We start from the raw sequence: 17,689 nt of genomic DNA, 5'->3' as shown, positions 1-17,689 counted from the left end.
CAATACATTTAAAATATAAACCAAACATGGAGCATATCAATGAGTCTTCCAACAACTATGAAAATTGTTGAAATTACGGTTCCCGGCGGACCTGAGGTCTTAAAACTTCAAGATTCAGATGTTCCAGTTCCTCAAGTAGATGAAGTGTTAATTGAGGTAAAAGCTGCTGGAATTAATCGTCCAGACGTATTGCAGCGTATGGGTTTATACCCAATGCCAAAAGGTGTTACGCAAATTCCGGGACTGGAAGTCGCTGGGGTGGTAGTTGCTGTAGGTGAACAGGTGCAACAGTTCAAAGTTGGAGACAAGGTTTGCGCTTTAACCAATGGTGGCGGGTATGCAGAATACTGTGCGGTAACTGCAACTCAAGTATTGCCAATACCTGAGAATCTAACATTTACTCAAGCTGCTGCGATTCCGGAAACATTCTTTACAGTTTGGGCAAATCTGTTTGATATTGGCCGTTTAAAAGAAAACCAAACAGCACTGATTCATGGTGGTGCAAGTGGTATTGGGACCACAGCTTTAGCGATTTGCAATGCTTTAGGGATTAAAACTTTTGCTACAGTTGGAAGTGAAGATAAAGTTGCAGCACTCTCTAACTTAACGACTGCAATTAACTATAAAACCCAAGATTTTGAGCAAGAAATTTTGAAACACACCCAAGACCAAGGTGTTGATGTGATTTTGGATATTGTGGGTGGTTCGTATTTCTCGAAAAACTTAAATCTATTAAAACGTGATGGTCGACTGGTCATTATTGGTTTTATGGGCGGTCGAATTGCAAAAGAATTTGATTTACAAAAACTGATTTTAAAACGTGCAACCATTACTGGCTCAACCATGCGAGCACGTAATAGCCAAGAAAAAGCCCAGATTGCTCAGTCCTTACATGAACATGTGTGGCCATTATTGGCGCAAGGCAAGTGTTTACCACAAATCTATAAAACCTATGATTTTTCAGATGTACAAAGTGCCCATGCATGTATGGAGCAAGGCGACCATATTGGAAAGATCGTTTTAGAAATCAATACCTAATTTAATCTGTGGCAGTTTAGGTGAACAACAGGTTTGCCTAAACTTAAGTTCTAATTGTTTGTTGTGCCTATTTCTATATAAAAATTGCCAAATTCTATTGGCGCGTTGCACCAGTTTCTTGATCTGAATATACATGTACTAAGAAATAATAAGTGGCTTAAAGCTGTTATTTCGTTCTTCAATTCTAAAGGATGGTAACAATGAATACCCCAGCATCAAATGATAAAAATCCAACTCCAGATTTGGCAGAAGATAATGCATTCTTCCCATCACCATACTCACTGAGCCAATATACTTCACCTAAAACAGATTACGATGGTACCACCTACCCAACGCCGTATACGGGCAATAAAAAGGTCTTAATGATTGCAACTGATGAGCGTTATATCCAGATGCAAAACGGTAAGTTTTTTTCTACAGGAAATCATCCAGTAGAAATGCTTTTGCCAATGTTCCATTTAGATAATGCTGGTTTTGAAATTGACGTTGCGACACTTTCCGGTAATCCAGCCAAACTTGAAATGTGGGCAATGCCAAAGCAAGAACAAGTGGTATTAGATACTTTCCAGAAATATGCAGATAAATTAAAAAATCCACTAAAACTTGCCGATATTTTAGAAAATGCAGTGGGGGAAAACTCACCATACGCAGCTGTATTTATTCCGGGTGGGCATGGTGTTTTAGCTAAGATTCCATATAGCTTAGATGTAAAAAAAGTTCTTAAATGGGCAGTTGAACAAAACAAATTTATTATTACTTTATGTCATGGACCAGCTTCGTTACTTGCTGCGGCGGTAGATGAACAGCCTGAGAATTATATTTTTAAAGATTATCAAATTTGTGTATTCCCTGACTCACTAGATAAGGGTGCAAATATTGATATTGGTTATATGCCCGGGGCCTTACCGTGGTTAGTCGGTGAGAACCTTGAAAAACTTGGTGTGAAGATTTTGAACACTGGTATTACAGGGCAATGCTATAGAGATCGTAAATTACTCACAGGAGATAGTCCGCTTGCTTCTAATAATTTAGGCAAACTTGCAGCCGAAACATTGTTGGCTGAAGTGAAGGATTAAGTGATTAAATGTGTGCGCCCTGCGGGACTCGAACCCACGTCGGTCGCTTAGGAGGCAACTGCTCTATCCAGTTAAGCTAAGGGCGCATAATTTTCTGATTATAAACAAAAAAGCCATTGTCTAGACAATGGCTTTTTATGTTTTAAGTACAAGCGTTCAGATTATTGTTCTTTAGCATTCAGTACTTTAAACAAAATAAACATAAGAACAATCCAGATCGGAATCATCATCACTGATTCTTTAAAGCCTTGGCTCCACATGATGTAGAGTACAACAGCAATGAAACCTAAAACCAAATAGTTACTAAATGGTGCCCAAAGTGCAGGAAAGTGAGTTTTTTGACCGAGTTTTTTCATTGCTGATTTAAACTTAAGGTGAGTCATACTGATCATCGCCCAGTTTAATACCAATGCTCCAACTACAATGTACATTAAGTGGCTTAGGGCGTTTTCAGGTACAAAGTAATTTAAAAGAACACAGCCAAAAATGAGTAATGCAGATAATAAAACTGCTGGTACAGGTACACCTTGTTTATTTACTTTCTTGAAAATTTTTGGCGCATTACCTTGTTGAGCTAAACCGTAAAGCATACGGCTATTGGCAAACATCCCACTGTTATAAACAGAAAGGGCAGCGGTTAAAATAATAAAGTTAAGTAAGTGTGCAGCCCAACCAATACCCATTTGACTAAAAATCATAACAAATGGACTTTTATCGAGACCGCCAAGGTCTAATTGGTTCCATGGCACTAAAGAAAGTAAAATTGCCAATGAACCGATATAGAAAATCAAGATACGGAAAACAACTTGGTTAATTGCTTTTGGAATGGTTTTTTTCGGATCTTTTGCTTCTGCCGCAGCCATACCAATCAGTTCAATACCACCAAAGGCGAACATCAAGAAAGCCAACATGTAGAACAGGCCACTAAAGCCATTTGGAAAAAATCCGCCATGTGTCCAAAGGTTGCTAAATGAAATGCTTGAACCTACATCCGCTGTAAATAGCAAATACAGTCCAAAAACAATCATTGAGATAACCGCAACAACTTTAATAATAGCGAGCCAGAATTCGGACTCACCATAAAATTTGACGTTTGTTAGGTTAATTGCCGTAATCACGACAAAGAAAAATAAGACAGACGTCCACGCTGGAATATGAGGCCACCAATAATTAATATATTTGGCTACCGCAGTAAGTTCGCTCATTGCGACCAGAACGTAGAGTATCCAATAATTCCATCCAGCTAAAAATCCGGGAAATTTACCCCAATATTTATAAGCAAAATGGCTGAACGATCCTGCAACAGGTTCTTCAACAATCATTTCTCCCAGGTGGCGCATAATTAAAAAAGCAATTAAGCCACCAATGGCATATCCTAAAATAATGGATGGTCCCGCAGATTGAATCACTTGCGCCGAGCCTAAAAATAATCCGGTACCAATTGCTCCACCCATAGCAATTAATTGGATATGTCGATTTTTTAGTCCTCGTTGCAGTGTAGAAGATTCGTTGGTCAAAGGTCTTCACTCACTATGAATAAGTAAATTATTCTAATAGATGGATTTATTTTAGCCTAGACTACAAATTAACAAGCGGTGACTGAAAAGTAACACTAAAAAATATTTAAAATCATTAACTTGCTTTTAATAATTCAAAAATGATTGAAAAATATTCTAAAAATATATTTTTTGATAGACTCTTTTTTTCATGATTTTGCTTAATTCGGTCATTGTGAGCATGAATCTAAATTCTCAAAATAAGTTTGCGTCAATACGATTGATGTATAAAAGCATAACGCTATCTCTAGATCACAAAACGATTTAAGATGAAGCGGATGACTAAACAAGTCTGTTTGTTTCGAGATATAAAAACACAATAGTAAGGATAACAGTTGATATGAGCTCAGTACCGCAAATTAAAATTCCAGCAACCTATATGCGTGGTGGAACTAGTAAAGGTGTCTTTTTTAAACTTGATGATTTGCCGGAAAGAGCTCAGGTGGCAGGTCAAGCAAGAGATCACCTCTTACTACGTGTCATCGGTAGCCCAGATCCTTATGGAAAACAAATTGATGGAATGGGTGGAGCGACCTCGAGTACAAGCAAAACCGTTATTCTGGCTAAAAGCACACAGCCAGATCATGATGTCGACTATTTGTTTGGGCAGGTTTCAATTGATCAGCCTTTTGTGGACTGGAGCGGTAACTGCGGTAATTTAACTGCTGCGGTTGGCTCATTTGCGATTTCAAATGGTTTGGTTGATGCAGATCGTATTCCAGAAAATGGCCTATGCACGGTTCGAATCTGGCAAAAAAATATTCAGAAAACCATTATTGCACATGTGCCTATTACCAATGGTCAAGTTCAAGAAACTGGTGAGTTTGAACTGGATGGGGTGACTTTCCCTGCCGCTGAAGTTCAAATTGAGTTCTTAGATCCTGCCGATGATGGTGAAGAAGGCGGCGATATGTTCCCAACAGGGAATGTTGTTGACCAACTAGATGTTCCTGATATTGGTCGTTTCCAAGCGACATTTATTAATGCAGGTATTCCAACCATTTTCTTAAATGCAGAAGATTTAGGATACCAAGGTACAGAGTTGCAAGATCATATCAATAGTGATGCAACTGCGCTGGCACGTTTTGAAAAAATTCGTGCGTATGGTGCAGTTCAGATGGGTTTAATTAAAGATATTTCAGAAGCAGCTGCGCGTCAGCACACACCAAAAATTGCTTTTGTCTCTAAACCGAAAAACTATACGGCATCTAGTGGTAAGAATGTTTCAGAAAATGATGTCGACTTACTGGTTCGTGCTTTGTCGATGGGTAAATTACACCATGCCATGATGGGTACAGCAGCTGTAGCAATTGGTACGGCAGCTGCTATTCCGGGCACATTGGTAAATTTAGCAGCTGGTGGTGGAGAGCGTGAAGCAGTGCGTTTTGGACATCCTTCTGGAACATTACGTGTTGGTGCTCAAGCCGAACTTACGAATGGCCAATGGGTTGTGAAAAAAGCCATTATGAGCCGTAGTGCACGTGTCTTAATGGAAGGTTGGGTACGCGTTCCGGGCGACAGTTTCTAAAAGTTATTTAAATGAAAGAGCCTCTCTACTATAGAGAGGCTCTTTTGCATGTGACATCCATAACTCATCACGCACTTTTCACAACGAATCGTGTATGATGTAGTACATGAATGTTTCATAACATTTAATAAAATTTCTCTACTGATTTTACGAGGCGACTGTGTCATCACTCTCTCAAGTTAATGCGGATGTTTTAAAACAAGCTCAACAACGTATTCAACAAGATTTATTGACGACACTCGCTGCATTTTCAATTCCTGAACCTTTAAAAAGCGCAGTACACCATGCAGTTATGCTTGGTGGAAAACGTGTGCGCCCAGCTTTGTGTTACGCCACAGCTTCTTTACAAGACAATCCAAATTTTGCGGCTGCTCGCCGTGCGGCGGTTGCGGTTGAACTTATTCATTGTTATTCGCTAGCGCATGATGATTTGCCTTGTATGGACAATGATTTACTTCGTCGTGGTCAGCCAACTTGCCATGTAGCATTTGGTGAAGATACCGCTTTACTTGCAGGCGATATTTTACAGTCGATGGCTTTTGAGGTTTTAGGTAGCCGTTTGTTTGATGAACAAGGGCAGGGAACTGATGCTGCAATTGTATTAAAGCAAATTCAAATTTTAGCAACAGCCAGCTCTAAAATGGTTTGTGGGCAGGTTTTAGACCTACAAGCTGAAGCTAAACAAATTTCTCAAGATGAACTAGAAAATATCCACCGCAATAAAACGGGAGCGCTTATTCAGGCTGCCATTATGATGGGTGCAGTGACAATTTTCTCTGGAACAGATCAGGCAATTCCGAAATTACGCCAATATGGACAAGCAATTGGACTGGCTTTTCAGGTGCAAGATGATATTTTGGACATTACCTCAAGCACTGAAACTTTAGGTAAAACTGCGGGTAAGGATGAACAAGTACAAAAGTCGACTTATCCTGCTTTAATGGGACTTGAGCAAGCACAGGTTTATGCAAAAGAGTTGCATGACCAAGCTTTTGAAGCTTTAGCGCATTTTGGTGAAAATGCAAAAGAATTAGTTGAGATTTCACAATTCCTTTTAGCCCGGACTAACTAATAAAAAACTAAATTAATAATCCTGCTTATATTCATATTTAATGAATAAAGGAGATAAGAATGAATGGTGATCAGCTCCACCAAGTCGCGATAGAGATTGCGTGTAATCTTCCTTTTAGTGAGCAAACTCATCCATTTGGTCCAGAGTATGAAGTTTTTAAAATTTTAGAAAAAATGTTTATGCTGACAGTGGAAGTGTCTGGCGTAAAAATGATTAATGTCAAATGTGACCCTTACAAAAGTCAGGAATATCAGGAACTTTATTCATTTATTATCCCAGGTTACCACATGAATAAAAAACACTGGATTTCCATTACTCCCCATAAAAACTTAACTCGGGATTTACTTCAAGACTTGATTCGCGATTCTTATGACTTGGTTGTAAAAAAGCTCCCTTTGAAAGATCAGAAAAGATTAAATAACCAATAATACTTAATATAAAAACGGCGACTTACTGTCGCCGTTTTTATTTCAATGACTTATTTAAAGCAATTAAATTAATTATGCTTTCCCATAATGCCACGAATTGTATTTAAAACATCGGCAGGTAACACAACAGTTTTGGCATTGCTTGATTTCGCCATGTCTTGCATTGCTTTAACGTACTGTTCACCTAGTAGGTAAGCAACAGGTGTTTCTTTATCTCCCACTGCGCTTGTTACCATTTCAATCGCTTTTTGAGATGCTTCTGCTAAGACAACTTGTGCTTCTGCATCACGGCGGGATGCTTCTAAACGACCATCAGCCTCTAAAATTGCAGCTTGTTTTTCACCATCAGCTCTGGTTACTGTGGCACGACGTTGACGTTCAGCAGCAGCTTGCGCTTCCATAGCAGCTTGCATGGTTGAAGATGGCTGAATATCTTGAATTTCTACAGTTTTTAACGTGATACCCCAATCGGAAATATCATCAGAAATCGCAGCTTTGAGCTTCGCTTTAATGTGATCTCGAGATGATAAAGCATCATCTAGATCCATTTCACCGACAATTGAACGAAGTGAAGTCTGTACAAGGTTTTGAATTGCCCAAGTATAGTTTTCAATGCCATACACTGCTTTTTCTGGAGTAGTCAAGTTGATATAGGCTACAGCATTCATAAGTAATACAGCATTATCACGGGTAATCACTTCTTGAGACGGAATATCAAGCACAATATCTTTAGTAGTGACTTTATAAGCTACGTCATCAATATAAGGAATAACGAAGTTAAGCCCCGGATTAAGCGTGGAATGATATTTGCCTAAACGCTGAACAATCCATTTGTAACCTTGAGGAACAATACGCACCCCTTTAAAAATGGTAACTGCGACAAAAGCCAAAAAGGCTAAAACAATAATGGTACCAACTGGCATGAAAATAACCTCTCTTTATCTTTAATGTTTATGAAGTACTGTGGGGCTGAACAATTAAGTCATTACCCGAAATATCAATGACTCGAACCCGATCACCAACTTTCACAGGGGTGGTGCTTCGACAGTTCCATTCATCGGCCCCTAAAATAGGCATAGGGAAACGAACAATAATTTGGTCATGAGCGAGTTCGGTTTGAATCACCATACCAATTTGCCCAATGGTGGCTTCACGAGGTAAACCCGCTTTAGTTTTATCAATCGACAAAGGTTTAATAAATTTGAACCAAAGAATAGTGCATAGCACCGATAAAATAATCCACAATACAATTTGTGTTGTCAGGCTAATATCTGGAAATAGCCAATAGAGAAAGCAAACCATAATGGCTGCAATACCAAACCAGAGAGCGGCAAAAGCAGGGATAATCAGCTCAGAAAGAATAAGTAAGATACCCAATACAAACCAGTGCCAAGGTTCTACAACAAACTCCATAGATCTGCTCTTTTATATATCTTTATGATGGGTAAAAGTGATCTCATATCACTTTTACCACTGTAGCAGATGATGGTAGGTGTGGATAGAAAAAAACCACCTCAATTAAAATTTAGGACGTGGTGCTGGCTTAAATGCGGCTGGAGATTTTTTGAAATTCGCAATTGCAGTTTCAACTTGACGTATTTGTGCTTGAGCAGCTTTTTCACCTTCTAAAATAGCTTCATTGCTTGATTTCAAATCGAGTGTACCTAAGTGCCCAACTTTAGGCTGGATCACTACATTGGCTTGCTTTAACTCTTCATTAATACTTTGTTGCCCCATAATATTAATGGTTTGATCAAGTAAACCCCACATATTGGCTGGGCGATTACCTGCTGGACGCGCTGAAATATCAACCGCAATCACAATATCGGCACCCATATCACGTGCTGTTTTTACAGGAATTGGGCTAACTAAACCACCATCTACGTATTTTTGATTACCAATAGTGGCAGGAACAAATACGTTTGGAATACTACAAGACGCGCGTACGGCTTGACCTGCATTACCTTTAATAAAGTCAGCTTTTTGACCATTATCAAGACGGGTTGCTACTGCTGCAAAACGAATTGGGAATTTCTCAATAGGTTTGTTACCCACGTTACGGTTCACGTAGTCCTGTAGCTTTTGCCCAAGAATAATACCTTGGCGATTAAGCGTTAAATCACGAATATCAGATTCTTGCAATTTAAGTGCAAGATTTTGGAGCTGATAAGGTGTTTGTCCGCTGGCATAGATACTTCCTACAAAACTGCCGGCACTTGTACCTGTAACAATTTTAGGTTTAATACCATGTGATTCTAAGACCTTGATAACACCAATATGTGAAAATCCTTTTGCTCCACCGCCTCCTAAGGCAAGTGCGATCACTGGTTCGCGTGCTTTAACTGAAGTGGTCGATGTTGGTGTTTTGCTGAACTTATCACAGCCGAATAGGGCTAAAGAGATAAATCCGATACTGGCAAATTGAGCAATTTTCATCTTTGAAAAACAATCTATGGCAAGATAAATTAAGATGGCCCATCAGACCAGATTCGTTTAATTTTTGCTAGGTTTTTTTCACAAGATTTTGTAAAGGTTCCGCAAGCCAATTACGATTTTTGGGTGATATTTTTCCTTTATAGCGCTCAAAAATCTTGGCGAGATCTTCCTCATAGTTTCCACTAGGTATTAAATAGCCTAAGCAATGAATAGTCTTGCGATCATAATCAAAAGAAAACATTACAATCGGAATATTGGCTTTTGCAGCAATATGGTAAAAGCCACTCTTCATTTTTTTTGCTTTCTTACGTGTGCCTTCAGGCGCCATGCCAATCCAGATTTTGTCATAGTGCTGAATAGTGGCAACCACTTGTTCAGTCAGACCATTAGCAGAGTCACGTTTTACAGGAATAACACCTGCCCAATCTAGAGCGCGTTTAAACGGTGGCTTAAATAAACTATCTTTACCCAACACCGTAATTTGAATACCGAGTCCAAAAATAGCCAAGAAACCATACCAACCATCAATATTAGATGTATGGGGAGAAATAATAGCTACTGCTTTAGGAAAGTTGGGAACGTCACCTTCTATGGTCCAGCCTTGTGCCAAAAAGAGTTTCTTAAATAATGCTCGACTTAAAGCATTACCACGTTGAGGAACCTGAGACGGTAGATTGGGAAAATGTTGTTCCATATTTTTAAGTTTTAAATCATCCTTTGCTTTATCTTAATCTTTTGAAATCTGTGCTTCATTGGCAAAATGTAAGACCACGCATGGTATTTCATGTTATTACCGCATAAAGAAATAAAAGTAGGTATATATGTTCCGACAGCAAAATCTTTATCTTTTGCTATTTTCCTTATATTGGGCACAAGGCTTACCTGTGGGGTTTATGACCCATGCTTTGCCCGTAATATTAAGAGCTCAAGGTGTATCACTTGCCCATATTGGTGGTTTTGGGCTGCTCATGTTGCCTTGGTCAATCAAAATATTTTGGGCACCGTGGGTAGATCGACATGCGATTTCACGCTTAGGGCATTATCGTAGCTGGATTTTACCTACCCAGTTTCTCACGGTGGGTGTACTTTGTATTTTATCTTTTTTCCCGATTCAGGCTTTAGATCAGCCTATTTATCTATTTACGTTTTTTATTGCACTGTTATTTATGAACTTAACAGGCGCAACGCAAGATATTGCTACCGATGCTTTAGCTGTCAATTTATTGCAACACGATCAGCAGCACTGGGGAAATACTTTTCAAGTGGTAGGTTCTCGGCTTGGTTTTATCGTGGGTGGGGGAGCTGTGCTGTGGTGTCTAGACTGGTTATCATGGCAGCCGACATTTTTATTATTAGCTGCTTTAGTCTTTATCAATACTCTACCAGTTTTACTATTTAAAGAACCTCTTCATAGTTCTCATTCTACTAATGAACCTAGCCAGCCAAATTTAGTCACAAAAATTAAGGCTTATTTGAGTTATTTTTCTCAAAATAAAGAACTTCGTTCTTGGTTAATGGTACTCATCACTTTTAAAGTGGCAGATGGCTTAGCTGGGCCGTTACTCAAACCCTTAATGGTTGATATGGGATTAAGTTTTACCCAAATTGGTGTTTACATCACTATGCTAGGCGCTGTAGCCGCTTTAGTGGGAGCATTTATTGCAGGATGGGTATTAAAGTATTTTTCTAGGCCAACTACATTAATTAGTTTTTCAATATTAAAAATCATGAGTTTAGGTGCGTATGTTTATTTGGCCTATGCTTATGGGCAAAAGATAAAAATAAATGCATGGCTTATCTATACTATAAATGCTTTAGAAGATGCCTTTGCCGCCATGCTACTGGTTGTAATGTTAACCTTAGTCATGCATTACAGCCGAAAGAACTATGCAGGCACTGATTTTACTTTCCAAGTTTCGGTCATGGCGACAGTAAGTGGTGGTCTTTATACCTTGAGTGGTGTCATTGGGGATGCGCTTGGTTATTACCATTATTTGATATGTATTGTCAGTGTCGGAGTACTCTTTTTAATTCCCATGTACATATGGAAAGGTACAAAGACTGTATAAAAAATGACATTAAGTTGATGAAATAAAGAGACTTAAATCAGGTTAAGCCATGCTGAAAAATTGTACTTGTGCCTTTAGTCATTCTTTTGAAAATGTATATTTTTAGCTATTCAAATGGCCTATTAATTGTGCCATCTTGTTTGGGTAGCAAATGGAAGCTAGAAGGAGAAAAAGGGATGCGAATAACAAGAAAAATCATGTGAATCAATTAACATGGGTAAAAGAATATTCAATTAGACGGTATATTAGCCTAAAGTCTAAAAAAGAATAATGAAATAATGATTTAATCATTCTATAAGATAAGAGAGTTGTGTAGGATTCGTTACAACATGAAGTCAAGGTAAAGGTTCTGTAAACAAAAGTCTGTTTTGATTCTTTTAATTTGGAACTTTTTATCTTACCCAGCGTTAAAATTGGTTTTGATTGCGGTAATAAAATTAATGCAATCAAATTTGGAGGATAGTTGGTTTTTTTGTGCTCAATGGTCACACGAATCAACTTGGCATGGATAAGCAACATAAAATATATTTTTAGGAGTTTTTGATGGATCTATTCCTTAATCGTAAATCGTTTGTTGTTAAAAGTTTAGCTATTACAGTAACAGCTTTAATGATGAGTGGGGCAAATGCGGCAACCTCTGAAAAAGAGGAAATTCAAAAACTTCGTCAAGAAGTTGAAGCATTAAAAGCATTAGTTAAAGAACAGCGCCAAGTACAACAGCAGCAGCAACAAGTACAGCAACAACAGCAGGTACAATTAGCGGAAGTTAAAGCACAGCCTCAGCCTGTTGCTGCGCCAGCTTCTCCATTAGCAGGTTTTAAATCTAAAGCTGGTGCTGATGTGAACCTTTATGGTTTTGTTCGTGGTGACGCTAACTATATCATCGAAGGTGCGGATAACGACTTTGCTGACGTTAGTAAGACTGATGGGAAAACACACGATAAATTACGTGCGACAGCTAAAACTACACGTCTTGGTTTAGATTTTAATACCCCTGTTGGTGATGCTAAAGTAGGCGGTAAGCTCGAAGTTGATTTTGCTGGTTCAACAACAGACTCAAATGGCTCATTACGTATTCGTCATGCTTATGTGACGTATAATGATTGGTTATTCGGTCAAACGACATCTAACTTCTTGTCTAACCATGCACCAGAAATGATCGATTTCTCGACAAACGTTGGTGGTGGTACTAAGCGTGTGCCACAAGTACGTTATGGCTACAAGTTAGGCCCAGCTACACAATTGTTTGTTTCTGCTGAAAAAGGCGATAGCACTTCTGCGGCAACAGGTGACAGCATTAAATATAGCTTACCTGCATTAACTGCTAAAATTACTCAAGGTTATGCAAACGGTAAAGGTTCTGCGTCAGCTCGTGCTTTAGTTGAAAACTATAAATCGTCACTTGGTGATGATAATAAAACTGGCTGGGGTATTGCTGCAGGTACAGACTTCAAAGTTTCTGATCCTTTAAAGCTTTTTGCTGATGTTTCATATGTAGTTGGTGATAGCAGCTATTTATACGGTAGTAACGCTGCCTATACTTTAGTAAATAACAATATCGAGCAAAATAAATTTGTCGCTGTACAAGTAGGTGGTACTTATAAAATCTTACCTAACTTACGTACTACTTTAGCGTACGGTGCAGAATTTGCTGATGATGGCACTGATTATGCAAAAGCATATACAGCTGGTAATGAAAAAGTTCAACAAGCATGGATTAACTTTATTTATTCGCCTGTTAAACCAATTGATTTAGGTCTTGAGTATGTAAACGGTAAACGTGATACTTTTGCTGGTAACTCTTACAAAGATAACCGTATTGGTTTAATGGCTAAATATAGCTTCTAATTTCACAAAGCTTTCCATCTGAAAAAGTCGAGGTTCAAGTGAATCTCGACTTTTTTATTTTTTAATTGGAATAGATAACTAGCATAAAGCCATTCAAAATGGTTTATACCGATCATTCTATTATTTAAGTCATTTTTAAGTTTCGATTTTTACATTAGAAGATCATAAAAAAAGGTCGTAGTAACCAGAGATGCTGAGTTTTTTTTCTAAATTAAGAAATAAGCAGATTTCCCTGTTTGTGTTCAACGTCATTATAGCCATTTGGTTAGGTGCAATTCTAAATATTGGTTTTTATAAGAAAGTTCACCTGTTAACACCATATTTAGGTATAAAAGCAACCTTATTCTTAGCAGCTACTGTAGTGATTGTTGTTGCTACCTATTATGCAGCTTTACAAATTTTAAACTGGAAATGGACAGCCAAAATTTTTGCCATTTTGTTGGTATTCATTGGTGGGTTTAGCTCGTATTTTGTAAATACTTTAGGTGTCATTATTTCACCTGACCAGATTCAAAATATTGCTCAAACAGATGTCGCAGAAGCCACAGATTTACTCTCTTTACGTTTTGTGCTCTGGACGATTTTCTTTGTTGTTTTACCTATATTTTTGATTACTCAGGTAAAACTCAAATCAGAAAAAATACTTCCGCTTTTGCTTAAAAAAGTCCTTTCAATCGCACTTGCATTTGCCGTTGTGGGCGGATTGTTGTTTGCTTACTATGTTGATTTTGCAGCAATATTTAGGGAGCATCGTGACTTAAAAGGGATGATTTCCCCTCAGAACACCATTTCTTCGGTCATGTCTTATTATCGTAAAAAAGCACCTAAGAAAAATCTTCCTCTTGTGAAGTATGGTGAAGATGCTCATCAAGTCCAGCAAACTCAAAAAGATTTACCTAAACTCATGGTACTTGTAGTGGGCGAAACTGCACGTGCAGAAAGTTTCTCACTGAATGGCTATGCAAAAAATACAAACCGAGAGCTTTCTAAGCAAGATATTTTAAACTTCTCTCAAGTGAGTTCATGTGGTACTGCAACAGCGGTTTCTGTGCCATGTATGTTCTCTGGTATGCCACGTGCTGATTATGATGAGCAATTAGCGAGTCATCGTGAAGGATTGCTTGATATTGCAAAACGTGCAGGCTATCAAGTCACTTGGATTGATAATAACTCGGGTTGTAAAGGCGCATGTGATCGCGTTGAACAATATCAAATTCCAGAAGATTTAAAGCAAAAATGGTGTAAAGATGGTGAATGTCTTGATGACATTCTGATTGATAGCTTAAAGCTGTATTTGGCTTCTATTCCGAAAAATGATAAACGTCCACGTTTAGTTGTATTGCATCAGGTGGGTAGCCATGGACCAGCATATTACAAGCGCGCGCCTGAGAAATATCAACCATTTAAACCAACTTGTGATACTAATGCGATACAGGGTTGTTCACCAGCTGAGTTGATAAATAGTTATGATAATACAATCGTGTACACAGACCATGTATTAAGCCAAATGATTAATATTTTAAAAGAAGTATCAAATTATCAAACGGGTTTCTGGTATTTATCTGATCATGGTGAGTCAACAGGCGAACATGGTATGTATTTGCATGGTTCACCTTACTCAATCGCTCCAAGCCAACAAACACATATCCCAATGATTATGTGGTTCTCTGATGGCTGGAAACAACATAATCTTGCTCAAGTAAATTGTTTAAATCAACAAACTAAACAAAAGTTAAGTCAGGATAATTTATTCCCAAGCTTATTAAGTTTGTTGAATGTAAAAACCAAGGTCATCAACCCTCAACTGGACATGTTGCACTCTTGTGCCAACATAAACTAAAGCGAGCCTAGAACATGACAAAAATCTTGATGATTGAAGATGATTTTATGATTGCAGAGTCAACGACTACATTGCTGCAATATCATCAATTTGAGGTGGAATGGGTCAATAACGGTTTAGATGGTTTGGCCCAATTGGCACAGAAGAAGTTTGATCTTATTCTTTTAGATTTGGGATTGCCAATGATGGATGGGATGCAGGTTTTAAAGCAAATCCGTCAAAGAGCAGCAACGCCTGTCTTAATTATCTCTGCGCGTGACCAATTGCAAAACCGTGTTGACGGTTTGAATCTGGGTGCAGATGATTACTTAATTAAGCCATATGAGTTTGATGAGTTACTTGCTCGCATTCATGCATTATTACGCCGTAGTGGAGTAGAGGCTCAACTTGCGAGCCAAGATCAACTATTGCAAAATGGTGATCTGGTTTTAAATGTTGAACAGCATATTGCAACATTTAAAGGGCAGCGTATTGATTTATCGAATCGTGAGTGGGCAATTTTGATTCCGCTTATGAGTCATCCGAATAAAATTTTCTCTAAGGCTAATTTGGAAGATAAGTTATATGACTTTGATAGTGATGTGACCAGCAACACGATTGAAGTATATGTTCACCATTTGAGAGCCAAACTAGGTAAAGACTTTATTCGAACTATTCGAGGATTAGGTTACCGTCTAGGGCAATCATAATTTGAGATTTCGGGACTTTATGAACGTGCATTATTCATTAAAAAAGCGATTACTCTGGGGCACCTCAATTTTCAGTGTTGTCTTGGGTTGTATCTTAATTTTTAGTGCTTATAAAGTTGCACTTCAGGAAGTTGATGAAATTTTAGATACTCAAATGCAGTATTTAGCGGAAAGAACAGCAGAGTATCCTTTAAAAACAGTAAGTAGTAAGTTTGATTTACATCGAACTTACCACGAAGAAGATTTATTTTTAGATATTTGGGCTTACAAAGACCAATCGAATTTATCTCATCATCTTCACTTCTTGGTTCCTCCTGTTCAACAAGCTGGTTTTTATTCACATAAAACCGCTGAAGGTGTAGTCCGAACATATGTTTTACCGTTAAAAGACTATCAAATTCAGGTCAGTCAACAAGAGCGGGTTCGTGAAGCTTTCGCATGGGAGCTTGCGGGCAGTATGTTCATTCCTTATCTAATCATTTTACCTTTTGCGATATTTGCCTTGGCCGCTATTATTAGTCGTGGTTTAAAACCAATAGATGACTTTAAAAATGAGTTAATGGAGCGAGATTCCGAAGAGTTAACACCGATTGAGGTGCATGATTATCCTCAGGAGCTTTTGCCTACCATTGATGAGATGAATCGTCTGTTTGACCGTATTTCTAAAGCGCAGAATGAGCAGAAGCAATTTATTGCAGATGCTGCTCATGAACTACGAACACCTGTTACTGCTTTGAACTTACAAACCAAGATTTTGCTAAGTCAGTTCCCTGAACATGAGTCGTTGCACAATTTAAGCAAGGGTTTAGCACGTATTCAGCATCTAGTTACACAGCTTTTGGCATTAGCAAAGCAAGATGTAACGCTAAGTATGGTTGAACCTACTGGCTATTTTCAGCTTAATGATGTGGCTTTAAATTGCGTTGAGCAGTTGGTTAATTTAGCCATGCAAAAAGAAATTGATTTAGGCTTTGTTAGAAATGATCCTGTCGAGATGCATAGTATTGAACCTACCGTACATTCGATCATTTTTAACTTAATTGATAATGCAATTAAATATACACCGCATCAGGGCGTTATTAATATTTCAGTTTATACCGACCCAGATAACTATGCCTGTATTCAAATCGAAGATAGTGGTGCAGGTATAGACCCTGAAAATTACGATAAGGTACTTAAACGTTTTTATCGAGTGCATCACCATTTAGAAGTAGGAAGTGGTTTAGGTTTATCAATTGTAGACCGTGCAACTCAAAGACTTGGTGGAACTTTAACTCTCGACAAGAGTTTAGAACTTGGTGGTCTTTCAGTCTTAGTGAAGTTACCTAAAGTTTTACATTTGCATGAAACAAGAGCTTAAAGCTCTTGTTTTAATTCTTTCTCAAATTCAAAGCGATGAATACAAATCGCGTAAAATAAAATATTGACTGCCCAAACAACCCAACCTGTCCATAAATTATGACTTAGGAAATGTGCTCCTCGCATCATTTGTGCCCAACCCATCATAAATCCTAATAAAATGCCTGAGAATAAATAAAAGTAAGCACGTTTAGGTTGTTCAAGACGATAAACAAAATAACCAGTCATTATGATAAAACCAGCACTGGCATGACCACCTGGAAAACAATGACCATGTTTCGCAGTAAAGTCCCAAATATAGCCACCTAAGCTGTTAGGATGAACCATATTCCAAGGGCAGGCATGAGCAGATTGTGACTTGAGTAGACCAACAATACCGCTACCAATCATACTGACAAAAAACATATAGCCGTATTGCCAGCGATATATTTTTAGCTTTTCTACTTTAAATGAAGCAAGCCAGAGACCAAAAAACATAACATAAACCGCAGTAATAATATCTTTTACGATTTGATGATTAAGCTTTTCGAGATACCAATTTTCTCGATTAAAAAATTGACCTGTTGAATCAATCCAAGGTTGGATGAGATACATATCAATTTTTCCACCCACTGGAAATACAAATAAAAGTATAAAAAAACTGACAGCAAGGAAAATGAGTTGAAGCTGAAAGAAATGTTTTTGTTGATTCATTGTGTTGTAACATCAATTTAAGCGTGAATTGAGGCATTACATAAAATAAAACTTAAA

16 protein-coding genes and 1 tRNA gene are annotated in these 17,689 nt (G+C 38.1%); 10 read left to right on the top strand and 7 right to left on the bottom strand.

Annotated features, from left to right (window positions below):
- Positions 1 to 39: 39 nt before the first annotated feature.
- Entirely contained in the window at positions 40 to 1,038 is a 999-nt protein-coding gene (locus ACIF8R_RS12910) for an NAD(P)H-quinone oxidoreductase (protein WP_396481151.1), read from the top strand.
- Between the two features lie 200 nt (positions 1,039 to 1,238).
- Entirely contained in the window at positions 1,239 to 2,114 is an 876-nt protein-coding gene (hchA, locus tag ACIF8R_RS12905) for a glyoxalase III HchA (RefSeq protein ID WP_396481150.1), read from the top strand.
- 13 nt (positions 2,115 to 2,127) lie between these two features.
- Here hchA and ACIF8R_RS12900 read toward each other — a convergent pair.
- Both ACIF8R_RS12900 and ACIF8R_RS12895 read right to left on the bottom strand, forming a co-directional pair.
- Positions 2,128 to 2,200: transfer RNA gene (locus tag ACIF8R_RS12900), tRNA-Arg, on the bottom strand.
- A 75-nt stretch (positions 2,201 to 2,275) separates the two neighbouring features.
- On the bottom strand, positions 2,276 to 3,631 hold the full coding sequence (locus ACIF8R_RS12895; RefSeq protein WP_004885437.1) for an amino acid permease: 1,356 nt from the start codon (positions 3,629 to 3,631) through the stop codon (positions 2,276 to 2,278).
- 379 nt (positions 3,632 to 4,010) lie between these two features.
- On the opposite strand from ACIF8R_RS12895, the gene prpF reads away from it, so the two are divergent.
- The 3 genes from prpF (at position 4,011) to ACIF8R_RS12880 (ending at position 6,698) form a co-directional block, all read left to right on the top strand.
- On the top strand, positions 4,011 to 5,198 hold the full coding sequence (prpF, locus tag ACIF8R_RS12890; protein WP_396481148.1) for a 2-methylaconitate cis-trans isomerase PrpF: 1,188 nt from the start codon (positions 4,011 to 4,013) through the stop codon (positions 5,196 to 5,198).
- Positions 5,199 to 5,358: 160 nt separating this feature from the next.
- Positions 5,359 to 6,270 carry a polyprenyl synthetase family protein gene (locus ACIF8R_RS12885; RefSeq protein ID WP_000097114.1) on the top strand — a complete coding sequence of 304 codons (912 nt, stop codon included), beginning with the start codon at positions 5,359 to 5,361 and terminating at the stop codon, positions 6,268 to 6,270.
- 59 nt (positions 6,271 to 6,329) lie between these two features.
- Positions 6,330 to 6,698: an MmcQ/YjbR family DNA-binding protein gene (locus ACIF8R_RS12880; protein ID WP_396481146.1), complete on the top strand. Its 369-nt coding sequence runs from the start codon at positions 6,330 to 6,332 to the stop codon at positions 6,696 to 6,698.
- 68 nt (positions 6,699 to 6,766) lie between these two features.
- On the opposite strand, the gene ACIF8R_RS12875 is transcribed toward ACIF8R_RS12880, so the two are convergent.
- The 4 genes from ACIF8R_RS12875 to ACIF8R_RS12860 form a co-directional block, all read right to left on the bottom strand.
- On the bottom strand, positions 6,767 to 7,621 hold the full coding sequence (locus tag ACIF8R_RS12875; protein ID WP_002051299.1) for an SPFH domain-containing protein: 855 nt from the start codon (positions 7,619 to 7,621) through the stop codon (positions 6,767 to 6,769).
- Between the two features lie 28 nt (positions 7,622 to 7,649).
- Entirely contained in the window at positions 7,650 to 8,111 is a 462-nt protein-coding gene (locus tag ACIF8R_RS12870) for an NfeD family protein (protein ID WP_004705839.1), read from the bottom strand.
- 105 nt (positions 8,112 to 8,216) lie between these two features.
- Entirely contained in the window at positions 8,217 to 9,134 is a 918-nt protein-coding gene (locus ACIF8R_RS12865) for a patatin-like phospholipase family protein (RefSeq protein WP_396481143.1), read from the bottom strand.
- 67 nt (positions 9,135 to 9,201) lie between these two features.
- On the bottom strand, positions 9,202 to 9,828 hold the full coding sequence (locus ACIF8R_RS12860) for a lysophospholipid acyltransferase family protein (RefSeq protein ID WP_396481141.1): 627 nt from the start codon (positions 9,826 to 9,828) through the stop codon (positions 9,202 to 9,204).
- Between the two features lie 127 nt (positions 9,829 to 9,955).
- Here ACIF8R_RS12860 and ACIF8R_RS12855 point away from each other — a divergent pair, with 127 nt between their 5' ends.
- The 5 genes from ACIF8R_RS12855 to ACIF8R_RS12835 all read left to right on the top strand — a co-directional run bounded on the left by ACIF8R_RS12855 (position 9,956) and on the right by ACIF8R_RS12835 (position 16,940).
- Positions 9,956 to 11,203 carry an MFS transporter gene (locus ACIF8R_RS12855; RefSeq protein ID WP_396481139.1) on the top strand — a complete coding sequence of 416 codons (1,248 nt, stop codon included), beginning with the start codon at positions 9,956 to 9,958 and terminating at the stop codon, positions 11,201 to 11,203.
- 543 nt (positions 11,204 to 11,746) lie between these two features.
- Positions 11,747 to 13,051: a DcaP family trimeric outer membrane transporter gene (locus ACIF8R_RS12850; protein WP_396481137.1), complete on the top strand. Its 1,305-nt coding sequence runs from the start codon at positions 11,747 to 11,749 to the stop codon at positions 13,049 to 13,051.
- 190 nt (positions 13,052 to 13,241) lie between these two features.
- Positions 13,242 to 14,891, top strand: coding sequence for a phosphoethanolamine transferase (locus tag ACIF8R_RS12845; protein ID WP_396481135.1), 1,650 nt, complete (start codon positions 13,242 to 13,244; stop codon positions 14,889 to 14,891).
- Positions 14,892 to 14,905: 14 nt separating this feature from the next.
- Positions 14,906 to 15,580 carry a response regulator transcription factor gene (locus tag ACIF8R_RS12840; protein WP_396481133.1) on the top strand — a complete coding sequence of 225 codons (675 nt, stop codon included), beginning with the start codon at positions 14,906 to 14,908 and terminating at the stop codon, positions 15,578 to 15,580.
- Positions 15,581 to 15,605: 25 nt separating this feature from the next.
- Complete coding sequence (locus tag ACIF8R_RS12835; RefSeq protein WP_396481199.1) at positions 15,606 to 16,940, top strand: ATP-binding protein; 1,335 nt, start codon at positions 15,606 to 15,608, stop codon at positions 16,938 to 16,940.
- Here ACIF8R_RS12835 and ACIF8R_RS12830 read toward each other — a convergent pair.
- Positions 16,937 to 17,632: a phosphatase PAP2 family protein gene (locus ACIF8R_RS12830; protein WP_263614478.1), complete on the bottom strand. Its 696-nt coding sequence runs from the start codon at positions 17,630 to 17,632 to the stop codon at positions 16,937 to 16,939. The two genes, ACIF8R_RS12835 and ACIF8R_RS12830, sit on opposite strands and share 4 nt — an antisense overlap.
- Positions 17,633 to 17,689 lie beyond the last annotated feature (57 nt).

It is taken from the genome of Acinetobacter sp. ABJ_C4_1, assembly GCF_044538495.1.
Lineage (GTDB): Bacteria > Pseudomonadota > Gammaproteobacteria > Pseudomonadales > Moraxellaceae > Acinetobacter > Acinetobacter nosocomialis_A.
This window is presented reverse-complemented; position numbering and strand designations above follow the sequence as displayed.

What these genes read in the sequence shown, in the direction of transcription:
- ACIF8R_RS12910 (WP_396481151.1), top strand. Translation starts at nt 40, where the DNA reads ATGAGTCTTCCAACAACTATGAAAATTGTTGAAATTACGGTTCCCGGC.
- hchA (WP_396481150.1), top strand. Translation starts at nt 1,239, where the DNA reads ATGAATACCCCAGCATCAAATGATAAAAATCCAACTCCAGATTTGGCA.
- prpF (WP_396481148.1), top strand. Translation starts at nt 4,011, where the DNA reads ATGAGCTCAGTACCGCAAATTAAAATTCCAGCAACCTATATGCGTGGT.
- ACIF8R_RS12880 (WP_396481146.1), top strand. Translation starts at nt 6,330, where the DNA reads ATGAATGGTGATCAGCTCCACCAAGTCGCGATAGAGATTGCGTGTAAT.
- ACIF8R_RS12875 (WP_002051299.1), bottom strand. Translation starts at nt 7,621, where the DNA reads ATGCCAGTTGGTACCATTATTGTTTTAGCCTTTTTGGCTTTTGTCGCA.
- ACIF8R_RS12870 (WP_004705839.1), bottom strand. Translation starts at nt 8,111, where the DNA reads ATGGAGTTTGTTGTAGAACCTTGGCACTGGTTTGTATTGGGTATCTTA.
- ACIF8R_RS12865 (WP_396481143.1), bottom strand. Translation starts at nt 9,134, where the DNA reads ATGAAAATTGCTCAATTTGCCAGTATCGGATTTATCTCTTTAGCCCTA.
- ACIF8R_RS12860 (WP_396481141.1), bottom strand. Translation starts at nt 9,828, where the DNA reads ATGGAACAACATTTTCCCAATCTACCGTCTCAGGTTCCTCAACGTGGT.
- ACIF8R_RS12855 (WP_396481139.1), top strand. Translation starts at nt 9,956, where the DNA reads ATGTTCCGACAGCAAAATCTTTATCTTTTGCTATTTTCCTTATATTGG.
- ACIF8R_RS12850 (WP_396481137.1), top strand. Translation starts at nt 11,747, where the DNA reads ATGGATCTATTCCTTAATCGTAAATCGTTTGTTGTTAAAAGTTTAGCT.
- ACIF8R_RS12845 (WP_396481135.1), top strand. Translation starts at nt 13,242, where the DNA reads ATGCTGAGTTTTTTTTCTAAATTAAGAAATAAGCAGATTTCCCTGTTT.
- ACIF8R_RS12840 (WP_396481133.1), top strand. Translation starts at nt 14,906, where the DNA reads ATGACAAAAATCTTGATGATTGAAGATGATTTTATGATTGCAGAGTCA.
- ACIF8R_RS12830 (WP_263614478.1), bottom strand. Translation starts at nt 17,632, where the DNA reads ATGAATCAACAAAAACATTTCTTTCAGCTTCAACTCATTTTCCTTGCT.